The organism is Paraburkholderia caffeinitolerans (assembly GCF_902859945.1).
GTDB lineage: Bacteria > Pseudomonadota > Gammaproteobacteria > Burkholderiales > Burkholderiaceae > Paraburkholderia > Paraburkholderia caffeinitolerans.
In genome coordinates this window covers 14,112-33,277 of the sequence record NZ_CADIKL010000041.1, presented here as the reverse complement: position 1 = coordinate 33,277, position 19,166 = coordinate 14,112, and the positions used below count along the sequence as shown (strand labels likewise).

The window sequence follows — 19,166 nt, the reverse complement described above, 5'->3', positions numbered from 1 at the left end:
GCCACCCCAGGCACCCCGAACTCGCCGACTCGAGAATCAGCCTGCCTCACCATCCTCTTCTTTGTGCGCTACGAGCACGCGCGATCGTCATCCTTCCACATGCCCGGGTAAACGCCATCACCCGGAAATCGCCATAATTATTGACAGCCATCTCAAATATGCTAGATTTTGCCCGTCTATTTGAGACACTATCAAAAAATCAATCATAGACAGCTGCGCAGCGCCGCGGCAATGCATAGAACAATTCGTATAACTATCTATATGGAGACGCAGCATGCTTCGGAGACACCTGGCAATTTGTTCTCTTGCCGTCCTTCTTGCCGCACCTGCGCACGCGCAGAGTTCCGTGACGCTATACGGAATCGTCGATATCGGCCTCACCTACACGAATAGCGCGCAGACGGCCGTAGTGGGCGGCAAGCCCGCAGGTGGCTCACAGTTCGCCCTGACGGACGCGCATGCGACAGGACTGAGCGGCAGCCGCTGGGGCCTGTGTGGCACCGAAGACCTGGGCGGCGGACTCAGTACCATTTTCGTGCTCGAGAATGGCTTCCTCGCCAACAGCGGTGCGCTCGCACAGGGCGGCGCCGAATTCGGCCGGCAGGCCTATGTCGGGCTATCCAATACGCTCGGCAAGGTCACACTGGGCCGGCAGTACGATCCGCTGATCGACTTCGTCCAGCCGTTTGCGGCCTCTGGATCGTGGGCCGGCTACATGGGCGCTCACCCCGACGACCTCGACAATCTCACGAACACCAACCGCATCAACAACTCGGTCAAGGTCAGCACTGCGAAGTTCGGTGGTTTCAGCGCCGGTGCGCTCTACAGCTTCGGGGGCGTCGCGGGCAATGCGACACAGAACCAGATCTGGGCATTAGGTGCCGGCTACACGGGCGGCGCTTTCGCATTCGGCGCAGGCTATTTGAACGCACGCGACCCGAACGTCTCGTTTTACGGAAACACGCCAAACAAGGGCACGGCGACTGCGAACAACATTGGCTCAGCCGGGTCGGCTACGAGCCCGCAGTCGTACCCGGTATATGCGGGCTATGCATCAGCGAAGACGCTCCAGATCATTGGTGGGGGCGCGTCATATACGCTCGGCGGCGCGGTCTTCTCACTGGCCGCGACCAATACTCGCTTCGATAATCTTGGCTCGTCCTCCGGGCCCAACCCGCTCCACTATAGTGGCGACGCGATATTCACGAGCCTCGACTTCAATGTGCGCTACAACGTCACGCCGTTCTTCCAGGTGGGCACAGGCATTGACTACACCCACCGCAATTCCGTAAAGGGCGATGACGGCGCGAAATATCTTCAACTGGACCTCGGTGCCGATTACTTTCTCTCAAAGCGCACTGACCTTTACCTGCTGACCGTACTCCAACGCGCGATGGGCACCGATTCGCTAGGCCAGGCCGCCGTAGCATCGATTGCCGGTTTCAGCCCGTCGGCCACCGACAAGCAGATCGGCGTGCGCCTCGGCATTCGCCACAAGTTCTGATGCTTCAGCCGACGCTCGCTCCGCGCGCCTTGCGGGGCGAGCGTAGTTCTTGCCTCGCACCGACGCGCGCGTTGCTCTCCAGCCAGCCACCGAAACCGTCGAGCAGCAGTTTGAGACCTTCGTCGAACGCACGCTCCGCGCCCAGTTCAGAGAACGCCGCGCCGACGATCTTCGCGGCGGGATAGCGGTCGTCGGACACTTCGCCGAATTTGCCACGCAGATAGCTCGAATGTTCGGAGGGCGACTGCCGGCCGGCCGCCGAAATACTCGAAGACAGCAGGTACTGCGCCAACAGGTGGTACGCGAGCGCGGCACGATCAGCGGAAAAGCCGCCCTGCAGGAACGCGGACGTGATGTGATTGAACAGCGCCATCCCGTAGTCAATCTCGCCTGGCGCCACGGACTGGAACAGCCGGAAGCGGTTGTGCGACGCCACGTAGTGGTTCACGCCCGGCGTCTCGCGCGACAGCGCGAACGAACTGCGCGCGATCGTCTCGACATCCGCGCGCCAGTTGCCCGTCAAGGCGGGCAGCGCCTCCAGACGGCGCCGGTAGTAAGCGTTGAGCACGCCAGAGATCAGGTCGTCCCGGCTACCCAGGTAGTAATGGATCAGGCCCGGCGCCACGCCGAACTCTTTGGCCAGTTGCACCATGGACACCTGGTCAAGTGGCATGGTTTTCGCCATTTCGCTCGCGCGCTCGATGATCACGTTGCGCGACAGCATGGACTCTGCGCCGATAGGCGCAGCGGCTTTCGGTGGCCGCCCGCGCCTGCGTGGCGGCGTTTCGACGGCGGTTTCCGGCTTCCTGGTGGTGGGTGCAGTCATCGATGACAGTCATCGGTCGGGAAAGTACCGACAGTCTACCTTTAAAATTTAATTGACACTATCTCAATTAATTCATAACCTGATTTGCATCGAATTCAAATTTCCAACGGAGGAGATGTGGAACTGACGGAAAAGGCGATTGTCACCGCCGGTCTGCGCGGCGCGAACTGGGACCCTGTGCTGATGCGGCGGCCCTATCAGGCCACGCCCTACACACTGCAAACCGCCGACGGCCAGAAGACGCTCGGTTTTCTCTTCACGGCCACGGGAAACGAGAAGACGGTCGTGTCGATCATGCATCCGCGCGAAATGTCGGTGACGCACTACCTCGTGCCCGCCGTACTCGATGCCGGTTGCGCGTGCTGGGTGCAGGGGCCGCGTTCGATCGGCAACGATCTGCGCCTCGAACACGAGATTGCGTTGCTGGACGTAGCCGCAGGCATGCAGCATTTGCGCACGCTCGGCTATCGCGACGTAGTGCTGCTCGGAAACTCGGGCGGCGGTGCGCTCTACGCCTTCTATAACCAGCAATCGCGGCTAGCGCCCGCGCAACGCCTTGCCCGCACGCCAGCGGGCCGGCCGACGGGACTCGCCGAAACGGAACTGCCGCCCGCAGACGGATTCATTCTCGTATCGCCCCATCCGGGCCAGGGTGCGATCCTGCTCAACAGCCTCGACGCGAGTGTCGTCGATGAAAGCGATCCGTTTTCGACGGATCCGTCGCTTGATCCGTTCTCACCCGAGAACGGCTTCGACCCGCAAACGCGCACCGCGCGATACACGAGCGCATTCATCGAGCGCTATCGGGCCGGCCAGGTACGACGCGCGCAACGGCTCGACGCAATGGCGCTGGAATTGATCGAACGAAAGCGGGCCGCGCGTCGTCGCCTCAAAGGCGATGCGCCCTCGCCCGCCGATCGGCGGCTCGCGGCATACGCACCCATTTTTCAGGTCTGGCGTACCGACGCCGACTTGCGCGCATGGGACATTTCGCTCGATCCGTCCGATCGCAAGCCGGGCTCGCTGTGGGGCAGCGACCCGTTCGTGTCGAACTGGGGCAGCGTCGCGTTCGGGCGCGTCGTCACGCCGGAATCGTGGCTTTCGACATGGTCGGGTCTTGCTTCGCGCGCCTCGTTCGCGAACTGTGCTGCGTCGATCGTTTCGCCAACGCTGCTGCTGGAGTACACGGGGGACCAGTGTGCGTTCCCTAAGGATATCGAATCAATCTTCAACGACCTCGGCACCACCGACAAGACACGCATTCGCGTGCGAGGCAATCACCACGGCATGGAGCTGGAGCGCGGCGAACCTTCGGGTCGCGAGATCGTATCCCGGCATATCGTCGAGTGGCTGAACGCACGGTACGGCAATCACTGATTTCAGCACTGCGCATCATGATGGAGACAACCTTGGAACAACAGACAATCCGGCCGAAAATCGCGCTGCCGGGCGTGCGCTACCCCGACGAAGCAAGACTGCGCGAATACCTCGAAGCCGGCGTACTCGGCACGCAGTCGCTTGTGGCGGCACTGCGCGAGGCGTTCGCGAGACACGCTGCAAAGCCAGCGCTAGTCGGGCCAGAGGGCGATTTCGCTTATGCACAGTTCGACGAACTCACGGACCGCTTCGGTGCAGCGTTGCTCAAGCTCGGCGCTACGCCGCTTGATCGCGTCATCCTCCAATGCGGCAACTGCAATGAACTGCTGATTGCGTTCATTGGCTGCATCAAGGCTTCGCTGATTCCGTTGTGCGCGCTCCAGGCCTTCCGCAAGCACGAAATCACCTATCTCGGCAACCTGTGTGAAGCAACCGTTCACGTCGTTCAGGGCGACGACGCAAAGTTCGATGACGTCGCCTTCGCAGCGGAAATGCGTGCCCATGTGCCGACGCTTAAGTTCGTGGTTCAGGCACGCGGCACGCAACGCGGCGAGGCGTTCGGCCTGTGGTCGCTTATTGAAGGCACGAGCACGCAGGAAGCACGTGATCTGCTCGCGCGCATCGAGGACGATCCGTTTCAGGCCGCGGTATTCCAGCTATCGGGTGGCACCACGGGCGTGCCCAAGATCATCCCGCGCTTTCAGAACGAGTACCTCTACAACATGCAGGCGGTGGCGGCCTGGAACGGCTACACGAGCGAGGACGTGCTCTTCATGCCCACGCCATTCATGCACAACATGAACATGGTGTGCTTCTTCGGACCCATGCTGCTCGCAGGCGGCCGCGTCACGGTGTGCCCCGACATTTCGTCGGAGACGCTCTCGGCCGTGGTGGAGCGCTATCAGCCGACCTGGTTCGGTCTGGCGGGCCCAATCCTCTCGCGCGTGGCGGATCAGATGAAGCGCGCCACACCCGAGACGAAGGCCCGCCGCAAACTGATGGGCCCGAAGAACGCGCCGCGCTTGCGCGAGATGCTCGGCTCCCCCTGCTACCACATCTTCGGCATGACCGAAGGCGTGATCATGTTCGCGCAGGAGGGCGACCCCGCCTATGCACTCGACGAATCCGTGGGGCGTCCGGTTTCGGCCTGGGACGAGGTGAAGATTGTCGAAATCGGCAGCGAAAACGAAGTGCCCGACGGTGAAACCGGCGAAGCGCTCTTTCGCGGACCGTACACGATCGCCGGCTACTACAAGTCCGAAAAGGACGATGTCCATCGCTTTACCGCCGACGGTTTCTACCGTTCCGGCGACCTGATGATGGCGCAGATCATCGACGGCAAGCGCTACTTCTTTTTCCGCGGCCGCACGAAGGACGTCGTCGATCGCGGCGGCGAAAAGATCAATGCCGAAGAACTCGAGAACTTGATCAACTGCTGCCCGCACGTGCACGCCTCGGCGGTCGTGGGTATGCCCGACCCGGTCTATGGCGAGCGGGTCTGTGCGTTCGTCGTCCCTGACGCAGTCGAGTCCACCCTCACACTCGCCGATCTCACGGCTTTTCTGCAATCCGAAGGGCTGGCCAAATTCAAATGGCCCGAACGGCTTGAACTGATTGCAGAATTTCCCGTTACCGCGTCCGGCAAGCTCAGCAAGGTGCTGCTGCGCAAGCAACTGATCGAGCGCCTCCAGAGCGAAGGCGCAGCCAATACCGCTACCGAGGTCAAGTCATGAATCAAGTCGTCGCCCCGTCCCTTCTCGCTGGCCCCGTTCTGCGCGGCGTCCATCACACCGCCCGCCCGACGTGGAAGCTCGAGGAAACCGTGCATTTTTATCGCGATCTGCTCGGCTTGCCGCTCGTGCACGCAATCTCGGCCCGCGGTTGGGGCCCGGCCGATCACGCCGATTTCCTCCACTTTTTCTTCGACAGCGGCAACGGCAGCACGATTGCGTTCTTCTACTACATCGGCACCGAGCGCCCCGAACGACTCGCGCCCAGTGACCACTATCAGGTCCGCGCCACGCACACGGCGTGGCAGGTCGCTGATGCCGTCGAATTGGCAGCCTGGCGCGCGCGCGTCGAGCAGGCAGGGATCGAGTTGCGCTATCAGGTGCGTCACGAAGTGATTGAGTCGATCTACTTCAACGACCCGAACGGCTACCCGATCGAAATCACCTACCAGACGCGCCCGTTCGACGCCATGGACGGCGAGGATGCCACCCGTACCATCGACGCCGCCATCGAGATGGAACGGCGCGCGGCGGCTGGCGAACCATTCGGCTCGATCGATCCGGTGTGGCAACGCAAGGCGAGCTACCTCGACGCCTCGACCGATCCCGGCGTGGCTTCTGTGTTCGTGCTCGACGTGCCCGAATTCCGACCGCTCGTCGACGCGGCACGCCAATCGGAGGCTTATCGCACGGCGGTGCTTGGCGACGGCTATATCCGTATCGACGGCAACCCTGGACTCTCGTTCAGCCGCAAGGCGCTCGGCTTCAAACCAGCAGTCTGGTATGGCGCGCTCACGGGCGGACTTGCCGGTCGCATCGATCAGTTCGATGCGGAGAGCCTCGTCATCAGCCCGATGGTGCAGCCATGAAAGTCGATATCGTAGGCGGTGGCCCTTCGGGTCTTTTCCTCGCCATCCTGCTGGCGCGGCAGGCGCCCGGCGTAACCGTTGAAGTGTTCGAGCAAAACGCGCCTGATGCCACGTTCGGCTTCGGCGTCGTGCTCGCCGACACGGGTCTCGCCCGGCTCAGCGACGCCGCACCCGACGTGTGCGCCGACCTCGTCAAGGCGATGACGTTCAGCACACAGCAGACCATCGTGAGCGACGAAACGACCATCACGGTACAGCGCCCCGGCCTGGGCGGCGGCGCGATCGCGCGGCTGCGGCTGCTCTCGATCCTGCAGGAGCACGCGGCACGCCTCGGCATTCGCGTCACGTGGTCCTCGCGCGTGCTCGATATCGGCGCGCTCGAAGGCGACATCGTCGTGGGTGCGGACGGCATCAACTCGCTGGTGCGCACGAGCGCGGAAGGCGGCTTCGGCACGACGCGCCGCGATCTGACCAATCACTTCGCGTGGTTCGGCGTGGAAAAGGCATTTGAGTGTCCGGCGCTCGTATTCCGGCGTTACAACGGCGGCTACTTCGTCGCGCATTACTACCCGTATTCGGCGCACATGAGTACCTTCGTCGCCGAATGCGATGACCAGACCTGGCGCGAGCTTGGACTTGAAAGCGCGAGCGCCGACGAGCGACGCGAGTTATTCGAACACGTCTTTGCGCCCGAACTCGACGGCCACGGCCTGGTGTCGAATAACTCGATCTGGCGCCAGTTCCCTGTAATTCGTAACGCGAACTGGTTTAGCGGAAACCGCGTGCTGATCGGAGACGCTCTAGCGAGCGCGCATTTTTCGATTGGCTCGGGTACGCGTATCGCCATGGAAGATTCGATCGCGCTTGCGCAGGCAATCGCCGCTCACGCCGGCGACGCGCCGGCTGCGCTCAATGCGTATGTTCACGCCCGTCGCGATTCCAAGGACCGCCTGATCAGCGCCTCGGAAGCCTCCTACGAATGGTATGAGCAGATCCGGGGGTGGATGGACATGTACACCCCGCATGAATTCGTCTATCAGTTCATGACACGCACGGGCCGCGTCGACGCCGCGCGGTTGCGCGAGCAGTACCCCGCGCTCATGCAGGAACTGGCGAGTGCCGGCGCGGTGCCGGCTGGCGAGGCGCTGCAATGACGCACAGTTACGAATACGTGCTGAACGAATCGCCATTCGTCGTGCGACGCACGGTGCGTTGGGGCGATTGCGATCCGGCTGGCGTCGTCTACACGGGGCGCTTTCCGGAGTATCTACTGGGCGCGCTCACGCTATTCAAGGATCACATTGCCGGCGGATCCGGCGAGTCGCTCGGTCAGCAATACGGCGTGGGCTTGCCCTGCCGCGGCATGACGTTCGACTTCTCCGGCACGCTCTGGCCCAACGACGTGGTCGATCTCGAATGCTACGTGGGCGAGATACGCACGCGCAGTTTCGACTTTCACTGCGAAGGCAGGCGTCCGGGCGGCGAACCCGTCTTCAATGCCCGCCTATCGCCCATCTGCATCCACGCCCATGTGCGGGAAAGCACGGCAATCCCCGCGCCGCTTCGCGCGGCGCTGGCGCGACATACGCGCGCCGACACAACGAGGTAAACAGAGAATGAACTACCGCATCGGGCAAATCGTGCCCAGTTCGAACATCACGATGGAAAAGGAAATTCCCGCGATGTTCGCGTCCTACATGCAGGCCCATCCCGATCACGCATTCACGTTTCACTCCAGCCGCGTGCGCATGCACAAGGTGGTTGCCGAAGAGCTGGAAAACATGAACCGCGACATGGGCCGATGCGCGGTCGAGCTTGCCGACGCGCGCGTCGACGTGCTCAGCACCGCGTGCCTCGTCGCCATCATGTGCATGGGGCACGGCTACCATCGAACAGCTGCGCAGGCGCTGCGTGACGCGATAGGCCAGCAAGGAACGCAGCCGGAAGTGATGACCTCGGCGGGTGCGCTCGTCGATGAACTCAAGAGCTTTGGCGCAAAACGCATTTCGCTCATGGCGCCGTACAGTGATGCGCTCACGCGTCGCGTGGTTGATTACATCGAGGCGGAAGGTATCGAGGTTCAGGACGCCATCAACTTCTCGATAGAAGACAACCTCGACGTGGGCGCGCGCGACCCGCTCAGGCTGCTCGACGACGTCAAGCGCCTGAACGTGCGCGGCGTAGACACGGTCGTGCTGTCGGCCTGTGTCCAGATGCCCTCGCTGCCGGCGCTACAGCGGGCGCAACAGGCGCTCGGCATCCCGGTCACCTCGACGGCCGCGTGCACGGTCCGGCAGATGCTCAAGCTGCTCGGGCTCGACCCGCGGCTTCGGGGTGCCGGCGCGTATCTCGGCGACCGCCGCGGTCTCGACTGACCTGCTCCGCAACTACACATTCAACGTTCATCATCCGACCGGCGAGGGCGGCCAGAGAGTCGCGCCGGCAAAGAGACTTGAGGAGACATCCATGAGCGCAGCACCCAAAGCGCCCGTCAAACCGGCAGGTCGCGACGAACCCGGCAAGGCGCGGCTCGCCGCCATCGTCGCCGGCACGGCAATCGGCATGGCAATAGGCTATGCACCGGCATTTAACGCAACCGCTGGTGTCTTCGCGCCTGCGATTCTGCGCGAGTTCCACTGGACGCGGGAACAGGCAGCCATATCGTACGCTGCATCGATGGGGGGGCTGGCTGCCGTTAGCCCCTTCATTGGGATGCTGATGGACCGCTTCGGCCCGCGCCGGGTGATTCTCGCCTCGGCCGTCGTCTTCAGTCTTGCCGTGGCGTGCATGAGTCTGCAGAGCGGCGACATAGCGGCCTGGATCGCACTCTCCGTGGTCATCGGCGTGGCGGGTGCCGCGACGTCTGTGCTTGGCTATCTCGCGATCCTTCCGCAATGGTTTGACCGCCGCCTTGGTCTCGCAACCGGCTGCGCCATGATTGGCCTCGGCATCGGGGTCGCAGCCGCGCCAACGGCGACACAGCATCTCATCGCGGCGTTCCACTGGCGCGCCACTTACCAGATCATCGCGTGCGTCTCGCTTGTCGGCTCTCTGCTTGCATGCTCGCTGATCAGGGAGCGCAAAGCGGCAACGCGATCCAACCAGCGCAACGATCACATCCCCGACGGCGGCGCGGACCCTGCATTTTCAGCGGTGAAGCTTTGCACCATTTTCGCCGTCGCCTTTCTGGCGTCGAGCGCAACGCTTTCGCTCAATCCGCACCTGCCGGCTATGCTGACGGATCGTGGCCTGTCCGCTGGTGCGGCAGCGCATTGTGCCTCGCTCATCGGTGTGGGCGTTCTCGTCGGGCGCCTGCTATCCGGCATCCTGATCGACCGGCTTCACGCTCCGTTTGTCGGCGCCGGGTTCTTTCTCGCAGGCGCAGCGGGGTACCTGCTACTCATGAACGCCGCGTCGCTCCACTCCGCCCTGCTCGCATGTGCCTGTATTGGCCTCGCGATCGGCGCCGAAGGTGACCTGCTCTCCTATCTCATTCGCGCCTACCTTGGCTTGCGCCGTTTTGGCCTGAACTATGGAATCGCATTCGCTGGCTATGCCTTCGGCGCAGTGATCGGTCCACTTCTGGCCGGCCGCTATTTCGACCTGAATGGCAACTACGAGCTGCCGCTGCGGCTCGCGCCGTTGGTGCTCCTCGTCGCCTGCGTACTTCTCGTCTCGCTCGGCAAATATCGCGCACTGCAATCATCCCCGCTGGACGCTCAGCTCGCGAGTGCCGAGACCTGAAGTCGGAGTGGAGCGCTGGATACCACCGGCGTTGGCGTGATTCTCGCATCCGCTTGCGCGCAAATGCCGTCGCTGCCAGCCGTCAAGTGCGTTCAGGACTCGACGGGAATTTCCACGCTCTCTGCTCTCGCCTGCATTCCTGATCTGCGCCCCGTGGTGCCGGGAGCAAGTCCGCTATTGCGGGACACCTGATTTGCCGCCGACCGAACGCTTCCATGCAACATTGGATCATCCCGACAAATCGCCATGCAAACTGGACGTCGTAACGTTGAGGTGGTGGCCCATCCAGCAACAACATGCTGGTCCGGTGCCACACTTCCTGCAGGCAAACCGTGCCGCGCTGGCTGCCTTCGCTGCTTACCCTGCTGCAGTCGCAGGGAGCATCTGAAACACACACCTGGGTCTCGCAAACGCATGAGACAACTACAGGGGTAAATAGAGCGGCACCCAAATCGCCAACGTTTGAGTCCATTATCAGCCGGTCATGGACACAATTAAAAATGATCCGCAAAAAATATCTATAAAAATAACTTCGAATAACTAATCGATGGAGACATGCATAGTGAGGAAACGACTTTCAATAATCGCCGTGCTGGTTGGCTCCCCAACGTTGTGTTCCGCGCAAAGCCACGTCGGGATATACGGCATCCTCGATACCGGATTCGCCTATGTCAGCAACCAACAGGGAAATCGTGCATGGAAGGCGCAGTCCAGCAACCTGAGTGGCGATCGATGGGGATTGCTGGGTGCCGAGGACCTAGGCGGCGGCACGCAGGCAGTTTTCCGGCTCGAAAATGGATTCGACATCAATAGCGGGAAGTTTGGGCAAGGAAATCGTGAATTCGGGCGGCAGGCGTATATCGGTTTGAAAAACAGTGAATATGGCGCGTTGACGTTTGGCCGACAGTACGAATCGGTACTGGATTTTGTCGGCTTTTTAAGTTCGGCGTCAGCGTGGGCGTCGATCGTCGGTGCCCACGTAGGGAATATTGACGATCTCGCGCCAGCTTTTCGTGTCAACAATTCAATCAAATACACCAGTAACAATTATTACGGCCTGACGTTCGGCGGCCTCTACGCCCTCAGCAATCAACCGGGCGCATTCTCCAATAATCGAGCCTGGAGTGTGGGGACACGCTATGTACGCGGTGCTCTTGCGATGGGCGCGGGCTATTTTCGCCTGGACAACCCTGATGCCGCAGGCACGGCGGGCGCGATCGGCGGGTCCGGAAGCGGCACCAACTCGGACTATGGTGGTACCGCCGGGCTCGCCCTGCTGGGGGGGAGCGGTGTCATCCGCAGACACCAGGTTTTCGCCGCGGGTGGCTCCTATTCCATTGGACACGCGACAGTCGGTCTACTGTTCAGTCATACGGAATTCGACGCCTCGATCAATTCGGCTCGGGCCGACAATTACGAGATCAATTGCAATTATCAGATAAGTCCGCAATTGCGATTCGGAACGGCTTACATCTATACCAATGGGCACAACGATCAGGGCGGGCATCCGCGATACCAACAGGTGAATCTGGGTGTCGACTATTTTCTTTCGAAGCGAACTGACCTGTACGCAATAGGGCTTTATCAACATGCATCCGGCGACGCACGCTACGCGACCCTGTACACGCAGCCGTCTTCGAGCGGCAATCTGCAAACCTCGGTCATCGCCGGCGTTCGACACCGGTTTTGAGACTGTACCCATACGGCGCCTGGCCGCCCTCCTATGTGGCCCCTCGAGCAATGACTGAGCTGCAGTACAGATGCCGACGTCATGTTCGAGGGCTTTACCAGACAATGCAAACCTATTTGAATCCCATGGACAAAGCACGCAGAAACTTGTTGATTGGCGCCAGTTCTCTGGCGCTCGGAGTCGCCGTTGGTGGACACAGCACGGCCAACGCCGAGTCGGTGGCACCATCCACTACACGAGCCAGAACGCGGCTCGTGCTGCTCGGCGTGGGCGGGGGCAGGACGTCATGGCGAGGCTGCGGCTGTGGCGGAATTTCGTCTGCTGTGGTTGTTGGCGACGATGTCTATCTCGTCGACTTCGGACGCGGCTGGCTCGACGCCTATTTCGCCTGTGGCCTCGGAAGTCCGGGAGCCGCTACACTGCCTGGCGGTCTCGATACGCTTCGGACGGCATTCATCACACATCTGCATGCTGACCATGTGGTCGACTATTCCGAGCTGCTGCTGTTCGGGGCGACGGATGGCGTGCCGCGCCGCAAGTCACCGGTCCAGATATACGGGCCAGGTAGCGTACCGGCAGCGCAGACAGCATTTTATGCAGATCGACAGAGGTCGGAGCTCATCAGCCCCGACCGCCCTCAACCCGGGACGCGAGACATGACTGAGGCGCTCTATCGGGGGTTTGCGTCCGATTTGAACGACAACATCACGGACAGTGGCATGCCGAACCCCCATCGCTATATCGATGTGCATGACATCGTATTACCTGAGGGGCTGAACGCATCGTTCGCGAACCCTGCACCCGGAATGCGTCCCTTTCCGATCTATCGGGATGAAAATGTTCTGGTATCGGCAATTCTGGTCAATCATCGCCCGATGTTTCCTGCATTTGCATTTCGCTTCGAGTCTGCCGATGGAGTCATCGTATTTTCCGGCGATACCACGAAGTGCGATAACCTCGTCGAGCTGGCAAAAGGCGCCGACATTCTGGTCCATGAAGCCATTGACCTCGATTGGGCGACGAGTCTTTTCCCGCAACCATTAAGCCTTGCACATGCGGCGAAGCTCCGGCATCTAAAACAGGGACATACGGAGGCGACAAAGCTCGGCGAAATTGCTAGCGCCGCCGAAGTCAAAACATTGGTTCTGTCTCATCTGGCACCGCCAACTTTGCCCGAATCGAAGTGGCTCTCGCAGATTCACGGCTTCGACGGCAGGATTGTGGTCGGGAAGCCACACCTGATGATAGGGCTCTAGATTTTAGGGCGTTGTCAGGTTAGCGGACCGGCGGCAGTAGAATGAAGCAATGAAGAAGACGAAATCGCTTTATCACGGCCACTGCTTCCCTGCTGTCGTCATCAGCTGCGCGGTTCGCTGGTATTTTCGGTTCAGCCTAAGCCTGCGCGACATCGAAGAGTTGTTACTGGAGCGTGGTGTCGTGGTCACGTACGAAACGATCCGTTGCTGGTGCGACAAGTTCGGCGCCAGATTCGCCCAGTGCGCCAAAGCGGCGCGGCGCAAGCCGGGCAGCACCTGGCATCTGGATGAGATGTTCGTGACGTTGCGCGGCGTGCCATATCTGTTGTGGCGTGCAGTCGACGAACACGGCGCCGAACTGGACGTGCTGGTGCAAAAGCGGCGCGACAAGGCCGCGGCAAAGCGTTTTTTCCGGCGGGTGCTGCGTTCTCACCCGGGGCCGCGTAGAATCGTTACGGACCAGTTGCGCAGTTACCCGGCGGCAAAAGCCGAGATTCCCGAACTCGCCCAGGTGAAACACGTATTTTTCAAAGCGGCTGCGCGCGTGAATAACCGTGCCGAGAATAGCCACCAGCCGACTCGCAGGCGCGAACGCCAGATGTGCGGTTTTCGCGACGCGCGTCGCACTCAGGCGTTTCTCTCATGCTTCGGCCTGATCCGTCAGCACTTCGCGTTGCCCAGACATCAGATGAACGCGGCATGTCATCGCATCATACTCAAGGACCGCCTCGCCACCTGGCATGGTTGGAGCGTCAATGTCGCAGTCGAGGAAGTTATCTGATAAGGATAACTATGTTTCTGCTAGCTATAAAGCCTACGCTCGTCAACTTGACACCCATTAGTCGGCCGGAGTCAAGGTACAAATCTCTTCCCCTTGCGATTGCCATGTCGATATGTCTTTCATCGACATGGCAATCGCAAGGGCACTTGTGGTGCGTCTCCTGTCTGCATGATCAATATCGCATCCGGTTTCTCAAAGCTGGTTGCGAAACGGATCGCACCAGACACCCATCTGGATCAAGCATGCCGTGAGGTAAGTCACGTGTGCCCTGGCGGCCATGGCCGCCCCGGGGAAACGTTGGTGCCGGACGAGGTCCAAGGGGTCGGGCAAAGCCGTGGCTGCTGCGTGTGCAACGCCAGTCAAACGTGGCTCCTCGCCCGGGCGACCCGATTGCTTGCAGACAGTCGGTGAGGTGAAGCAAAGGGAAGACCCAATCAAAGCCATGGCTGTGCACCAGTCAAGTTACCGGGTTCGTTCCCCTTGCATCACCTGCTAGCCAAAACAGCGAACTGTCTCAAATGGTTTGTGCTCCCGAAGCATGTGATAGCAGGCGCGAGCCAGCTTGTGTGCCAGTGCCTTGATCGCAACGATGCCATTGCGCATGCGCTTCTTGCGTTCGTAAAAGCGCCGGGCCTGCGGACACGTACGGATTGCGAAGTTGGCCGCTTCGACAAATGCCCACGCCAGGTAGCGGTTGCCGTTCTTCGTGTTGCCTTCACCTTTCTTTCTGCTGTTGCTTTCGCGCCTGCTGTCCACGCAGCGACAGTAGGAGCTGAAGTGGCCAACGGTGGCAAAGCGTGAGATGGTGCCGGTTTCCAGCATGATGGTGGTCGCCAGCACCGGACAATGCCGGGCACCGTGTTCAGCAGCGCGTAATCCGGATCCAGCTTCACCTGCTGCATGAGTCGCTTTTCGACGATCTCGTTCTGCTGCTGAAGCGTTTGCAGGACCGCCAGGTTGGCCCGGATCGCGAGTGTTACGTCGGGTGCAAAACCGAATCGGCTCACCTGCGCGCCATCGAGGCGCTTGAACTCTTCCGGTGACCGGGAGATCGCGAAACCGCGTTCGCCAAGAAGGCCGCGCATCTGGTTGATCAGCGCGGTACGGTGGCGCAGAAGGATGGCACGCATGCGATGCGCCGCCTGGATGTCCTGCTGCTCGACCGATTTGACCGGTACGAAGCGCATGGTGGGCCGGCTCGCGGCCTCGACGATCGCCTCCGCATCGTTGCGATCGTTCTTGTTCGTCTTGACGAATGGTGCGACGTATTGGGGGCTGATTAGCCGTACCTCTGTTCCCAGTGACTGGAAACGCCGGGCCCAGTGGTGAGCCGAGCTGCAGGCTTCCATGACAACCAACCTCGGCTTGAGCATACGCACGGATTCGAACAGCGAGCCGCGACCGGTAAGCCGAACAAGGTGGTCCTGGTCGCCTGCATGCGAAAGCTGCTTACTATCCTCAACGCCATCGCAAAAACAGGAAAGCCGTGGGATGAGTCCATCCACACGGCTTGACTGGTAAGACAGTTGCTCATTAATGCGGACAGGTTCGAAAGCCCTGCAATGGCTGCTAACCCCCTCGTTCACGTGCCCACCGCCTCGTGATACATCAGAACCCGTCTGCCTTACACATCCCCCCTCAGCTCGATCAGCAGGTCCTTCGCCGCCACCCGCTCACCGGGCTTCACATGCACGGAAACGATTTCGCAATCGCGCTCCGCCGCAATGTGCGTTTCCATCTTCATCGCCTCGAGCGCGATCAGCGTCGTGCCGGCCGCCACACGCTGACCAGGCTGCACCGCCACCGTCACCACCGAGCCCGGCATCGGCGCGGCGACATGCAATGGATTGGCCGGATCGGCGCGCTGCAGGCCGTGGCGCTCCTTGCCCGCGTGCACGGTCGTCTTCGGTTCGACGAGCGCCGTGCGCGACTGGCCGTTCAGCTCGAACTGCACCTTCACCACGCCGTCTTGCCCGTCGGCATGCTGTCCCTGGAGCGACACGAGCAGCGTCTTGCCGGGCGAGATGTCGATCGCCACTTCTTCCTGTGGCTGCAGGCCATACAGGAATGCGGACGTCGGCACGACAGAGGTGTCACTGTACGCGCGCACGTGCGCGTAGTAGTCGACGGTCTGCTTCGGATACATCAGGTATGACGCCAGTTGCCGGTCATCGAGCGGCTGCTCGCACGCGGCCTCGGCCTGCGTGCGCGCTGCATCGAGATCGACAGCGGGCAGCTGGTCACCAGGACGGTACGGCGTCGGCGGCTCGCCCTTGAGCACCTTGCGCGACAGTTCCGCAGGAAAGCCGTCCGGCGGAAAACCTAGTTCGCCCTTGAACAGCGACACGACCGACTCCGGAAACGCGATGTCCCTGTCCGGGTTGCGCACGTCGTCCACGCTGAGATCGTTCGCGACCATCATCAGCGCCATGTCACCGACCACCTTCGAGGTTGGCGTCACCTTGACGATATCGCCGAACAGCCGGTTCACGTCCGCATACGCGCGCGACACTTCGGTCCAGCGATGATCGATGCCGAGCGAGCGGGCCTGCTCGCGCAAGTTCGTGTACTGGCCGCCGGGCATCTCGTGCCGGTAGACGTCGGCCGTGCCGGCGCGGATCTCCGATTCGAACGGTGCGTAGTAGCGGCGCACGCCCTCCCAGTACATCGATGCTTCGTGCAGGCGATCCGGGTCGAGCCCCGGATAGCGCTCGCTGCCGGCTAGCGCCGCCGCGACGCTCGACAGGTTCGGCTGGGACGTGAGGCCGCTCATCGCGTCAAGCGCCCCGTCGACCGCGTCGCAGCCGGCGTCGATCGCGGCGAGCACCGACGCCGCGGCAATTCCACTCGTGTCGTGCGTGTGGAAATGCACGGGCAGCCCCGTTTCCTCCTTGAGCGCCTTCACGAGCGTTGCAACCGCCTGAGGCCGGCAGATGCCGGCCATGTCCTTGATGCCGAGCACGTGCACGCCGGCCTGCTGCAGTTCGCGCGCGATGCCGACGTAATACTTGAGGTCGTACTTCGGGCGCGATGCATCGAACAGGTCGCCGGTGTAGCAGATCGCGCCTTCGCACAGCATGCCGCTTTCGCCGACCGCGTCGATCGCCACCCGCATGTTGCGAACCCAGTTCAGCGAATCGAATACGCGGAACACATCGACGCCTGCGCTCGCGGCCTGCTGCACGAAAAAGCGCACGACATTGTCCGCGTAGTTCGTATAGCCCACGGCATTCGAGCCGCGCAGCAGCATCTGGAACAGGATGTTCGGGACGCGCTCGCGCAGCAAGGCGAGCCGTTCCCAGGGATCTTCCTTCAGAAAGCGCAGCGCGACGTCGAAGGTCGCGCCGCCCCAGCATTCGAGCGAGAACAGTTGCGACAACTCGCGGGCGTAAAACGGCGCGATCGGCAGCATGTCCGCCGTGCGCATGCGCGTCGCGAACAGCGACTGGTGCGCGTCTCGCATCGTCGTATCGGTCAGCAACACCTGCTTCTGCTCGAGCATCCAGCTCGCGAATTTCTGCGGCCCGAGCTCGCGCAGACGATCGCGCGTGCCGGCCGGAATGGCCTCCGACGTATCGATCTTCGGCAACACCGGTTTCGGCAAGGGCAGCGCCGGCAGCGTGCGTCCGCTCATCTCGCCGTTGCCGTTCACGTTCAGCTCGCCGAGATAGCGCAGCAGCTTCGTCGCGCGATCGCCGCGCTTTGCAATTGCGAGCAGTTCAGGCGTGCGGTCGATGAAACGGGTCGTGACCTCGCCCGCGATAAATGCCGGATGGTTGATCACGTTGCCGAGAAACTGCAGGTTCGACGCCACGCCGCGAATCCGGAACTCGCGCAGTGCGCGATCCATCCGGTGGATCGACTCGGCCGCCGTTGGCGCCCACGTCGTCACCTTGACGAGCAGGGAGTCGTAGTACGGCGTGATGACCGCACCGCCATAGGCGGTGCCCGCATCGAGCCGCACCCCGAAGCCCGCCGCGCTGCGGTAGGCGCTGAGCCGCCCGTAATCGGGCAGGAAGTCGTTCTCCGGATCCTCCGTCGTGATCCGGCATTGCAGCGCGTGACCGTTCAGCGGGATCGCCTGCTGGGACGGCACGCCGGCGGCACGCTGCACGAGCGCGCCGCTGGCGTCGCTCACGTCGTCAGCGAGGCCGATCTGGCCGCCTTCCGTGATACGGATCTGCGCCTTCACAATGTCGATGCCGGTGATCATCTCGGTCACCGTGTGCTCGACCTGGATGCGCGGGTTCACCTCGATGAAATAGAACTTTCCGGTGTCGGCGTCCATCAGGAATTCAACGGTGCCCGCATGCGTGTAACCGACCGCGCGCATCAAGCGCAGCGCCGATTCACACAGCGCCTGGCGGCCTTCGTGATCAAGGTACGGTGCAGGCGCACGTTCGACCACCTTCTGATTGCGACGCTGCACCGTGCAGTCGCGCTCGTACAGATGCACGACCGTGCCGTGCAAATCGCCGAGCACCTGCACCTCGACATGCCGCGCGTTGCGCACGAGTTTCTCGACATAGACCTCGTCGTTGCCGAACGCGGCCAGCGCCTCGCGCCGCGCCGCAGCGAGCGAAGCCTCGAGATCACGCTCGCTCTCGAGCACGCGCATCCCGCGCCCGCCCCCGCCCCAGCTTGCCTTGAGCATCAGCGGATAGCCGACCTCCGCCGCCAGCCGGTGGCACGTATCGAGATCGTCCGGCAGCGGCGCGGTCGCGGGCATCACGGGCACGCCTGCGGCAATGGCGGCGTTGCGTGCGGCCACCTTGTTGCCGAGCGTGCGCATCACGTCCGGCGCAGGACCGATCCAGCGGATACCGGCATCGATGACGGCCTGCGCGAAATCGGGATTCTCAGAGAGGAATCCGTAGCCGGGATGGATCGCGTCGACCTTCGCCTGCCGCGCGACGCGCAAAATGTCGTCGATGTCGAGATATGCGGCGAGCGGCTTCTTGCCTTCACCAATCAGGTAGCTCTCGTCGGCCTTGAAGCGATGCAGTGCCAGACGGTCTTCTTTCGAATAGATCGCCACGGTGCGGATGTTCAACTCCGCGGCGGCGCGCATCACGCGAATCGAGATTTCCGATCGATTCGCGACAAGAATGGACTGGATGGGGATAGGAGTCACGTCGGCTATGAATTGGTAATGGTTGAATAAAGTCCGCCAACGCGATCGATCCGCTCCCGGATCGAATCGCTGAACAGCGTACGATCACTCGCATCGGTGGTTTGCAATTGCATCGGGCCGCCTCCGGCTATCAGCATTCTTACCATGTCGCCGGACAGTCGCCATCGACATTACGACGACGAGCGGTGCTCAGCCGACTAAGCGATGACGTGAGTGGGCGACTCGCCTGGCGGTCGTCAACCGGGGGCAACACGC

At 61.8% G+C, this 19,166-nt stretch carries 14 protein-coding genes and 2 pseudogenes; 12 read left to right on the top strand and 4 right to left on the bottom strand.

Annotated elements, in window-relative coordinates:
- The first annotated feature begins 274 nt into the window (after positions 1 to 274).
- A complete protein-coding gene (locus HV773_RS29225) occupies positions 275 to 1,504 on the top strand; it encodes a porin (RefSeq protein ID WP_175197652.1) in 1,230 nt (409 codons plus the stop codon).
- A 4-nt stretch (positions 1,505 to 1,508) separates the two neighbouring features.
- On the opposite strand, the gene HV773_RS29220 is transcribed toward HV773_RS29225, so the two are convergent.
- Positions 1,509 to 2,228: a TetR/AcrR family transcriptional regulator gene (locus tag HV773_RS29220; RefSeq protein WP_175197651.1), complete on the bottom strand. Its 720-nt coding sequence runs from the start codon at positions 2,226 to 2,228 to the stop codon at positions 1,509 to 1,511.
- Between the two features lie 285 nt (positions 2,229 to 2,513).
- Between HV773_RS29220 and HV773_RS29215 the strand changes: the two genes are divergently transcribed.
- The 10 genes from HV773_RS29215 to HV773_RS29170 all read left to right on the top strand — a co-directional run bounded on the left by HV773_RS29215 (position 2,514) and on the right by HV773_RS29170 (position 13,777).
- A complete protein-coding gene (locus HV773_RS29215) occupies positions 2,514 to 3,707 on the top strand; it encodes an alpha/beta fold hydrolase (protein ID WP_175197686.1) in 1,194 nt (397 codons plus the stop codon).
- A 32-nt stretch (positions 3,708 to 3,739) separates the two neighbouring features.
- Positions 3,740 to 5,440: an AMP-binding protein gene (locus tag HV773_RS29210; RefSeq protein WP_246282479.1), complete on the top strand. Its 1,701-nt coding sequence runs from the start codon at positions 3,740 to 3,742 to the stop codon at positions 5,438 to 5,440.
- Entirely contained in the window at positions 5,437 to 6,306 is an 870-nt protein-coding gene (locus HV773_RS29205) for a VOC family protein (RefSeq protein ID WP_175197650.1), read from the top strand. Before HV773_RS29210 ends, HV773_RS29205 begins: the two co-directional genes overlap by 4 nt.
- Complete coding sequence (locus HV773_RS29200; RefSeq protein ID WP_175197649.1) at positions 6,303 to 7,460, top strand: FAD-dependent monooxygenase; 1,158 nt, start codon at positions 6,303 to 6,305, stop codon at positions 7,458 to 7,460. The genes HV773_RS29205 and HV773_RS29200 overlap by 4 nt, the downstream gene beginning before the upstream one ends.
- Positions 7,457 to 7,915 (top strand): acyl-CoA thioesterase, encoded by a 459-nt coding sequence (locus tag HV773_RS29195; protein WP_175197648.1) that lies wholly within the window; start codon positions 7,457 to 7,459, stop codon positions 7,913 to 7,915. Before HV773_RS29200 ends, HV773_RS29195 begins: the two co-directional genes overlap by 4 nt.
- 7 nt (positions 7,916 to 7,922) lie before the next feature.
- Positions 7,923 to 8,681, top strand: coding sequence for a maleate cis-trans isomerase family protein (locus tag HV773_RS29190; RefSeq protein ID WP_175197647.1), 759 nt, complete (start codon positions 7,923 to 7,925; stop codon positions 8,679 to 8,681).
- Between the two features lie 91 nt (positions 8,682 to 8,772).
- On the top strand, positions 8,773 to 10,050 hold the full coding sequence (locus tag HV773_RS29185) for an MFS transporter (protein WP_175197646.1): 1,278 nt from the start codon (positions 8,773 to 8,775) through the stop codon (positions 10,048 to 10,050).
- Between the two features lie 562 nt (positions 10,051 to 10,612).
- Positions 10,613 to 11,740, top strand: a complete 1,128-nt coding sequence (locus HV773_RS29180; RefSeq protein ID WP_246282477.1) for a porin — start codon at positions 10,613 to 10,615, stop codon at positions 11,738 to 11,740.
- Positions 11,741 to 11,844: 104 nt separating this feature from the next.
- On the top strand, positions 11,845 to 12,996 hold the full coding sequence (locus tag HV773_RS29175; RefSeq protein WP_217481957.1) for an MBL fold metallo-hydrolase: 1,152 nt from the start codon (positions 11,845 to 11,847) through the stop codon (positions 12,994 to 12,996).
- Positions 12,997 to 13,045: 49 nt separating this feature from the next.
- The gene (locus HV773_RS29170; protein WP_175197643.1) at positions 13,046 to 13,777 is read left to right on the top strand and encodes an IS6 family transposase; all 732 of its coding nucleotides are present in this window, start codon (positions 13,046 to 13,048) and stop codon (positions 13,775 to 13,777) included.
- A gap of 492 nt (positions 13,778 to 14,269) precedes the next feature.
- Here HV773_RS29170 and HV773_RS37055 read toward each other — a convergent pair whose 3' ends face one another.
- Both HV773_RS37055 and HV773_RS37050 read right to left on the bottom strand, forming a co-directional pair.
- Positions 14,270 to 14,599: a transposase gene (locus HV773_RS37055; RefSeq protein ID WP_230417798.1), complete on the bottom strand. Its 330-nt coding sequence runs from the start codon at positions 14,597 to 14,599 to the stop codon at positions 14,270 to 14,272.
- A gap of 83 nt (positions 14,600 to 14,682) precedes the next feature.
- A pseudogene (locus tag HV773_RS37050) lies at positions 14,683 to 15,126 on the bottom strand (IS110 family transposase); the annotation flags it as partial.
- Positions 15,127 to 15,171: 45 nt separating this feature from the next.
- Here HV773_RS37050 and HV773_RS37045 point away from each other — a divergent pair.
- Positions 15,172 to 15,291, top strand: a pseudogene (locus HV773_RS37045) (IS110 family transposase); the annotation flags it as partial.
- Positions 15,292 to 15,401: 110 nt separating this feature from the next.
- On the opposite strand, the gene HV773_RS29160 reads toward HV773_RS37045, so the two are convergent.
- The gene (locus HV773_RS29160; RefSeq protein WP_175197642.1) at positions 15,402 to 18,911 is read right to left on the bottom strand and encodes a pyruvate carboxylase; all 3,510 of its coding nucleotides are present in this window, start codon (positions 18,909 to 18,911) and stop codon (positions 15,402 to 15,404) included.
- Between the last annotated feature and the right edge of the window lie 255 nt (positions 18,912 to 19,166).

Coding starts and splice junctions, on each gene's coding strand:
- HV773_RS29170 (WP_175197643.1), top strand. CDS start 13,046: ATGAAGAAGACGAAATCGCTTTATCACGGCCACTGCTTCCCTGCTGTC.
- HV773_RS29220 (WP_175197651.1), bottom strand. CDS start 2,228: ATGCTGTCGCGCAACGTGATCATCGAGCGCGCGAGCGAAATGGCGAAA.
- HV773_RS29175 (WP_217481957.1), top strand. CDS start 11,845: ATGCAAACCTATTTGAATCCCATGGACAAAGCACGCAGAAACTTGTTG.
- HV773_RS37055 (WP_230417798.1), bottom strand. CDS start 14,599: ATGCTGGAAACCGGCACCATCTCACGCTTTGCCACCGTTGGCCACTTC.
- HV773_RS29195 (WP_175197648.1), top strand. CDS start 7,457: ATGACGCACAGTTACGAATACGTGCTGAACGAATCGCCATTCGTCGTG.
- HV773_RS29205 (WP_175197650.1), top strand. CDS start 5,437: ATGAATCAAGTCGTCGCCCCGTCCCTTCTCGCTGGCCCCGTTCTGCGC.
- HV773_RS29225 (WP_175197652.1), top strand. CDS start 275: ATGCTTCGGAGACACCTGGCAATTTGTTCTCTTGCCGTCCTTCTTGCC.
- HV773_RS29200 (WP_175197649.1), top strand. CDS start 6,303: ATGAAAGTCGATATCGTAGGCGGTGGCCCTTCGGGTCTTTTCCTCGCC.
- HV773_RS29190 (WP_175197647.1), top strand. CDS start 7,923: ATGAACTACCGCATCGGGCAAATCGTGCCCAGTTCGAACATCACGATG.
- HV773_RS29215 (WP_175197686.1), top strand. CDS start 2,514: ATGCGGCGGCCCTATCAGGCCACGCCCTACACACTGCAAACCGCCGAC.
- HV773_RS29185 (WP_175197646.1), top strand. CDS start 8,773: ATGAGCGCAGCACCCAAAGCGCCCGTCAAACCGGCAGGTCGCGACGAA.